Consider the following 7,365-nt stretch of genomic DNA (forward strand, 5'->3'; position numbering starts at 1 on the left):
CTGATAAAAATAGAGATTCAATCGCCGGACGGGAAATCGTCGTGAGTATTGAAGATTAGTTTTTTTTTGGATATAAAAAAAACCACATCACTAGTTAGTGATGTGATAAATAAGAATCGCTTTTAGGTAGAGGCGATTTTTTGATAAAGTGCTTGATCGGCAAAGTCGTGTAACATGGCTAAGCCGATTAAGAATGATAATTGTTGATCCTGCTAGTCAATATTATGTGAGCCGAGCTTATAGCCGTCGTTATTATTGGTGAGTGCTTGAGCGCTAGCATAGATTGAACAACAATTCTGCCCGGGGCACCGTAAGGAAAAACCACCACTCGGATCTAGCTCAACGGCAAAGTCATCACAAAAGGAGGGTGGGGTAATTAAGGTATAAACTTGAGTCATAGCCAGCAATATTTGCCGGGCCTGAAGATCGCGTGTCGCTGATTGCATTATCCAGTGACGCATTTTTTTACTAATCTCACCACCGACATCCTTGCCACCATCGTGAAAGCAAGTATCGATTGTTAATAGTTGTTCCTTGTTTGAAATAGTGGCAGTATCGTTAGTAGATAGGATAGAGAAAAGAATATGCAGATTAATCAGTAGTTCGCTGAGCCAAATGTCATCATATTGATAGATAAATCGTAGTCCGCGGCAGGTTGAGCAAAATTGATCATCATCGCAAACACGTAGTTTTTGCCAGCTGCGTTCCCCTTTACTATTACACGCTGTACAGTTAATTTTCTGCCAAGACTGTCGTAGCGTTGTTGCAAGTTGTAGCCAACCATCTTGCAGTTCGTTATTAACAAATGTATTACCAAAGCCAAAGTGTTTTGTAGCTGAGCGTTGCCAAACACCTAATTTATAGTGGTCTTGATAGTATTTGATCAGTGGTGCATTTTCATTAATTTCTTCCAGTTGCGGAATCAGATCCTGATGAATACTAAGAATCAGTTTTGGTTCATCGTTGTCTTGATAGCTCAGGCCATACCAGCGAGGAATATCATGGCGACGGATATTACGGTAACTCATAGAAATCTCCTTTTTTGTTAAAGTTCAATAATATTAGGAGTTTATTATAAAAGTACAAAAAAAGCAAACCCCATTTTAATCAACAAAGTTATTAAGTCTAAGTAAAGCTTGAAACAGTTTGTAGTAATAGCTAGTAAATTTTAACTTTAGTATTTTTATCAGCCCAGTTGTATAAGCGTTCCATGTTGGCATAGGACACGTTGACACAACCATGGCTCATCGGCTGACCAAATTTATTGTGCCAGTAGGCACCGTGAATATAATAACGATATTTGCCAGTCGTAAAGTGTAAGTTCCACCTAGTATTGGGATAATTGAAATTAGCACCAGCATAATGTTTAGTTGGTACTTTTTCTAAAATTGTAAAATCGCCCTTCGGAGTCGGCATTTTGGCCACCCCACTAGAAATTAAAAAAGAGTCTAATTTGATATTATTAAAAAAGTATTCTAGTTGTTGTTTTTTTAAATCAACTTGAATCTTTTTTGCCACTAATTTTCCTTCAACAGATAAGGGATCAAAACCACTAGTGATTTCTGTACCATCTGAGTAACCATCGTTATCACTATCTTTATTATTGAGATTGGTACCAATTTTGATTTCCCAGTCATCTTGCAGTCCGTCGCTATCGCTATCTACTTCCTGAAGTTTTTTATTTTTTTGCAAAGGAGAATAACCATTTTTTATTTCTTGGCCATCAGCAAAACCATCGTTGTCACTATCAGTAATCGCTGGATCCGTTTGATAGATATTGATTTCTTCTTCGTCACTTAGTCCGTCTTGGTCAGTATCTGACGCCCGAACAGTATTAATCGATAATAAGAAGATGGCGGTGATCGTTAAGAGGCAGATCGTAAGTTTATTTAGCATACATTAATATTAATCTATTTTATTGTTTGCGGCAACAAAAAACCCTCTCACTAAAGCGAAAGGATTTTTTGTATTTGTCTTCAACTAAACGACAGGCGAGGGCATGACTATCTCTTAGTTAAAGATTAATTGGCTGGCGCCAGCCACCGTGGCAGATAAAGGTGTTGCCGTAAATTTTCACCACGAAATGTTTGGGTCCAGCGCGGACTGGTAGTATGACGCTTTTGGCCACGGCTAATGCTATTGATTGGCAGCGAGGTGGCTTGATGAATAGTGTGTTTACCGAAGCGGTAATTAATCTCATCAATAACTTTGGCTAATCGTTCCATTTTTAGTATTTTGACTTGATTCGCAAACAGACTTTCTTGTACGCACTGATCGGTTTGTAGATTGGTTAAAACAATACCAGTGGTGCGGTAGGAACCATGCCGGGAAAACAATTTTTGAAAAGTACTTTGGAGAACCGGAGTAATCAAAAGAGCAGAATTGGTTGGCTGATTAAGCTTGATTTCTAATCCTTGGCTCTGAAAGTTCTGTTCGCGTAAATAAATAATTACTTTGGTAGCCACTAGCTGATGACGACGGGCTTTAATGCAGGCTGATTCTAGGTTGCGAATTAATTGAGCCCAGACATATTTTTTATCAGCAGAGGGTGGTGAGAAGGTTTTCATTTTACTGATAGATTGATAGCTGTGCTTGATTGCTGGATTGACGGGGTAGACAGCTTCACCGTGAAGTTCTCGCCAAATTTCCAACCCCGTTTTATTGAGATGCGTTTTTACCCAATACTCTGATTGATAAGCAAAGTCATAAGCATTTTTCAGACCAAACTTCTGCAAATAATTAACTGTACTGGAACCAAAGCCCCAGATAGTCGCGAGTGAGTTAGCGCGTAATAGTTGTTCAATTAATTGGCTGGGTACGATAGTGAGGCCAGCTGGTTTGTGCCAGTTAGCTGCCAGCTTAGCTAATGACTTACTTAAACTAACACCGATAGAGACGGTCAGATTAAGTTCGGTCTCAATTTGCTTTTGTATTTTCTTGGCAATCTGATAGTAGGACGCATGTAGTGGTCGCCTTAAGCCAGTTAAGTCAGCAAAAGCTTCATCGATAGAGTACTCTTCCACTTGCGGAATATACTGACGCATAATATCAAAGATACGTAAGGAGATGAGAGAATAACTTTCGTAGTCGCTGGGCAAAATCACTGCTCGTGGGCAAATTTTTTGTACTTGCCAGAGTGGTATGCCACGACCAATGCCCAAAGCCTTGGCTTCATAACTAGCTGCCGAGACAATACCACGCTCAGCGCCAGTAACCACTGGACGACCTTTCAGCTCTGGTCGCAACGATTGCTCGCAGCTGGCAAAAAAAGCATCAGCATCAAGGTGCATGATGGCTTGAGGCCAGGAGCGAAGTAGTAAATTGGTATTCCCTTTTTCTTTTTCCATTTTGTTTTGTTTTAATAAAATTTGGTTGCACCTTGAAGGTCCACCGTCGCGAGCAATGGACCTCAAGGCGACTTTATTTATACTTCCGGACGCAGGAGACAACAACACCAGCGATCACTAATTCTTGCTGGGGGATCAATTTAGGATATTTTTCATTAGCCGCTTGCAGATAAATACTTTTGTTCTTTTTTTGAAAATACTTTAGCGTCCATTGGCTGTCAATTTGTGCCAAGACAATATCATTATTTTGTGGTGTTAAGCCACGATCAATGATCACCAGATCTTTTGGCTGAATACCAGCGCCAAGCATGGAGTCGCCGGCAACTTCCGTAATAAAACAAGAATTAGGATTGCGTAATAAATATTGATCAAGGGTAATGGTGTCAGCCAGTTCTTCTTCGGCTGGCGTGGGAAAGCCAGCTTGGACATAACCCAAAACAGGCAAACCAGTGAGTAGTTTACCAGGTATTAGGCGACCATTGTCATCTTGTTCAATGATTTGTGCTTCTTTTAATTTATTGACTAGTTTGGCAGCGGCATTTTTGGAAGCATAGCCAAAAAGAGTACAGAGCTCGGCAAAGGATGGCAGACGATGATTCTGTCGCCAGAAGTGACTTAATTTTTCTTGGGCTTGTTTTAGTTTCTGATCCATAATAGTATGATAGTGAACGTTCGTTCACCTGTCAAGATAGTCACCTGTTGATAACTTTTGTATAATGAAGATATTCAATAAATTAAGCAAATAATCAATTAATTTATGTGTGGAGGAATTGGTTTTACTATTCAAGAAATAAGTGATCAAGAGCTGGCGCAGTTTTATACTAGTGAGGAGATTGAGTCATTTAGAAAAAAACAAGAGGCCACTTCATTCTTCTGGTCGGCTCATCCTATTTTGCCCATCAAACAAGACGATAAAACTATTTTGCGGCCGTGGGGCAATAGAGATAAGAGTGTCAAACTACCCTTGACTGGTTGGGCGCAGGAAGAATCAGTGACAGCTGGTCGTTGGCAATATTTAAAACCACAACGAGTTAAAATATTAGCAGAGCGTGGTTGTGAAAAAAAGAAATGGTTTAAAGTAAATAATGGTTTAGCAGGTATCTTAATTCAAGATCGAGTCTATATGCTCACCAGAGAAGCCTCTGATCAATATTTTAAATTAACTGGTCATCCCAGAATGCCGATTGATGGTGCGGAAGTAGTAAAATAAAACACCTCATTTGATGAGGTGTTTAATAATTAGAATTCAGTGGGAACAATGAGATCAATTTGGAAGCTGTAAAAAGCATCACCGTATTTGGCCCAATCACGAACCAGGGTGCTAACTATGTTTTTGATGGTGAAATGACAAGCATAAGCCCAGTACCACTTACCGTTAAAGTATGTTTTAAGTTGTAGGTAAGCACTACGATCGAAGATGTCATTAAATGAGCGGCCAATTTTATTGGGGTGCCAAAATTTAGTAAATACTCCATCACCGGCAGTGTTCATGGTTAGATAATCTTTCAGGCCACCACTTTTTAAATGCGGATAGCGATAACCGAAAGCGTGTGATTCTAGTACCCCTAAGCCAACACCAGAAACTGCGGATTTCGACAGCCCCCAAAGCAAATCCTTGGTTCGCCAGGCATTTTGGTTGCGCAGTTGTTCTAAGAATTTTTGCTGCCAGGCATCCTGATCAATTTCTGTTGTTAAATCAAGGTAACGCTTGCCAGTGCTATCAATAGAAACAGTGGTTGTTTGTTCTAACATTGTTTTGGTTAAAACAATGATTTTTTGGAACTGTTCCTTATCACTCAGATCAATAATTTGTGAATAGTTATTGATGGCAAAAAAAGACAGAATTAAGATTATTCTTTTCATTTATTCTCCTATTTTAAAGTTCATTTAACAATATTGTAATTTAGCAGACTTTTATTAAATGGTCAATTTCATATTATCTACAACGATTGACAGATATTAATTAATGTGATAATGTATCAAATTCAATAGCAAATTAATAATTAAATAATAAACGGAGAATGGTCCATGAATAGACTAGTATTTTTTTGTTTTACGGTTTTTGGTTTACTTACAACTATTTTTGCCCAGTATCATTCAATCATTGACAAGGTGATGCTGGGTAATGGGATGGTTCAGAAAATATACAATCAAGACACCCTGACCTCAACATCCTATTCGATGACGAGAAAAGATAATAATGATTTCATGCTTGTAGCTATCGACTCCTTGCCAATTACAACCAATACTAACATAGGTTCGTCAATTGTTAGGTATAATGACAGCTGTTTAATTGCTATTAGAGCCGAAGGAAGCACCAGTGGCATTGTTACAAAAGTTTTTATTAAAAATAAAAATGGTTTTAACACTATAACCCTACCATCAATTACCGGTTGGATAAGTAATGATCAGTTTTTAAGTTTTAGTTATTTGTTCTGCGATTATAAATCAAATTGGCATCTAGGGAATATTATCTCTAATAATGGAGGAGAAAGCTTCTACTATGACAGGGAGATCGTGATACCGGCAGAAAATGGGTATTGGACAAAATTTATCTCGATAGCGGATAGTGATCACGTTGATCTTATTTATACCGTTCAGAATCAAGGATTAATTGATAGTAGTGTAATTCCGAATAAAGGTTATTATACCCGTTATTACTCCAATCATTACGAAGAAAATTTATTGTGGGAGATGCATGGTTATTATGTGGTGGAAACTGCAAATAGTTTTTATCAGACCAATAAAGAGGCTAGCGTTTTGATATATGACTCCACATATTTTTGGGGGTCAGTTAGTGATGGGGAATATAGCGGTATCGTTAGCCCCTCGGGGTATAAGATTGGTAATCAGAAAAATGGAACATATTATAATGTTCTTCCGGATACTGGGATGGGTACGATAGCAATAAAATATTGTCAAGGAAAATACTCTATTGTCGGGAATCAATATGATGGAACAGAAAGAATCATTTTTGATTTACCTTTAAATAGTAGCCAAATATATTCACTTCAAAGGGTGATTAATAAATATGTTATTCAACTATCTGGTAGTCGGTGGTTAATCTCAGATGATAATATGCAGACCCATCATGACTATTCATTTAATGATGGGGAATACCTTTTTTTGGTAGAAGACGGGAGAATATTATTAGTAAAAAATGAGATAGTCTATGAGCTAAAAGAAAATTCTATATCCTCATATTCTGTCGTTACTAAAGATGATTTAAGCTTTAACCTTCATCAAAACTATCCTAATCCTTTCAACCCAATAACCAACATTAGTTTTTCTTTACCCAACAGCTCACAAGTTCAGTTAAAAATCTACGATATTCTCGGCAAAGAAGTAACTACCCTAATAAATGAAGAAAAAACAGCAGGTAATTATCAAATTACCTTTGATGGTGGTAAATTAACCAGTGGTACTTATTTTTATAAGCTATCAGCCGGTTCTTATACAGCCATTAAAAAAATGGTTCTGATGAAATAATTTCATTATTCACTTCCTCATTCCGCTCTAGCTATAATAGCTTGGGCGGTTTTTTTTAACTCCCGGTGTTGAAGCACCGTTGACAAAATATTATTTATATGATTATATATAGTATTGAACTTTAAAATTATATTTCAACTTTGCCACAGCAAAAAATCGCTTAATTAACAGTTATGTTAAGCCGTTTTCTACTGTGGCAAAATCAACAACTGATGAGCCCAACAGCAATAACTAGCAACTCAGTTTAATAGATAAACACAGTTGCAAAATTATAGGAGATATAACAATGAGCGCAAATGATTTGATGCTCGATGTTAGCCAAGCCGCTGAATTAAAATTAGCTTTCCGCCGTAATGGTTGGAATAATGCGGAAATAAAAACGTTATCCGAAGGAAATATACTCGGTGAAGTTTTAAAAGTAATTAAAGGTCAGGCAGAGATCAAGATGATTGGGTAATGTGCACACACATATTGCACTTTCTAGTAAACTAGGGCTATATGTCAAAAACTATGCCAAAATCAACACAAG

7 protein-coding genes are annotated in these 7,365 nt (G+C 37.6%); 2 read left to right on the forward strand and 5 right to left on the reverse strand.

Annotated features, from left to right (window positions below; genetic code table 11):
• Positions 1–212: 212 nt before the first annotated feature.
• The 4 genes from COX77_02175 to COX77_02190 form a co-directional block, all read right to left on the reverse strand.
• Positions 213–1,028, reverse strand: coding sequence for a hypothetical protein (locus COX77_02175; GenBank protein ID PIZ99203.1), 816 nt, complete (start codon positions 1,026–1,028; stop codon positions 213–215).
• Between the two features lie 130 nt (positions 1,029–1,158).
• Entirely contained in the window at positions 1,159–1,896 is a 738-nt protein-coding gene (locus COX77_02180; GenBank protein ID PIZ99204.1) for a hypothetical protein, read from the reverse strand.
• Positions 1,897–2,021: 125 nt separating this feature from the next.
• Positions 2,022–3,347: a DNA polymerase IV gene (locus COX77_02185; GenBank protein PIZ99205.1), complete on the reverse strand. Its 1,326-nt coding sequence runs from the start codon at positions 3,345–3,347 to the stop codon at positions 2,022–2,024.
• A gap of 73 nt (positions 3,348–3,420) precedes the next feature.
• Positions 3,421–3,999 carry a hypothetical protein gene (locus COX77_02190; GenBank protein ID PIZ99206.1) on the reverse strand — a complete coding sequence of 193 codons (579 nt, stop codon included), beginning with the start codon at positions 3,997–3,999 and terminating at the stop codon, positions 3,421–3,423.
• Between the two features lie 105 nt (positions 4,000–4,104).
• Here COX77_02190 and COX77_02195 point away from each other — a divergent pair, with 105 nt between their 5' ends.
• The gene (locus tag COX77_02195) at positions 4,105–4,557 is read left to right on the forward strand and encodes a hypothetical protein (protein PIZ99207.1); all 453 of its coding nucleotides are present in this window, start codon (positions 4,105–4,107) and stop codon (positions 4,555–4,557) included.
• Between the two features lie 29 nt (positions 4,558–4,586).
• Here COX77_02195 and COX77_02200 read toward each other — a convergent pair whose 3' ends face one another.
• Entirely contained in the window at positions 4,587–5,210 is a 624-nt protein-coding gene (locus tag COX77_02200) for a hypothetical protein (protein ID PIZ99208.1), read from the reverse strand.
• An 831-nt stretch (positions 5,211–6,041) separates the two neighbouring features.
• Between COX77_02200 and COX77_02205 the strand changes: the two genes are divergently transcribed.
• On the forward strand, positions 6,042–6,836 hold the full coding sequence (locus COX77_02205; GenBank protein ID PIZ99209.1) for a hypothetical protein: 795 nt from the start codon (positions 6,042–6,044) through the stop codon (positions 6,834–6,836).
• Positions 6,837–7,365 lie beyond the last annotated feature (529 nt).

The sequence above is a fragment of the Candidatus Komeilibacteria bacterium CG_4_10_14_0_2_um_filter_37_10 genome (assembly GCA_002793075.1).
Classification (GTDB): domain Bacteria; phylum Patescibacteriota; class Patescibacteriia; order UBA1558; family UBA1558; genus UM-FILTER-37-10.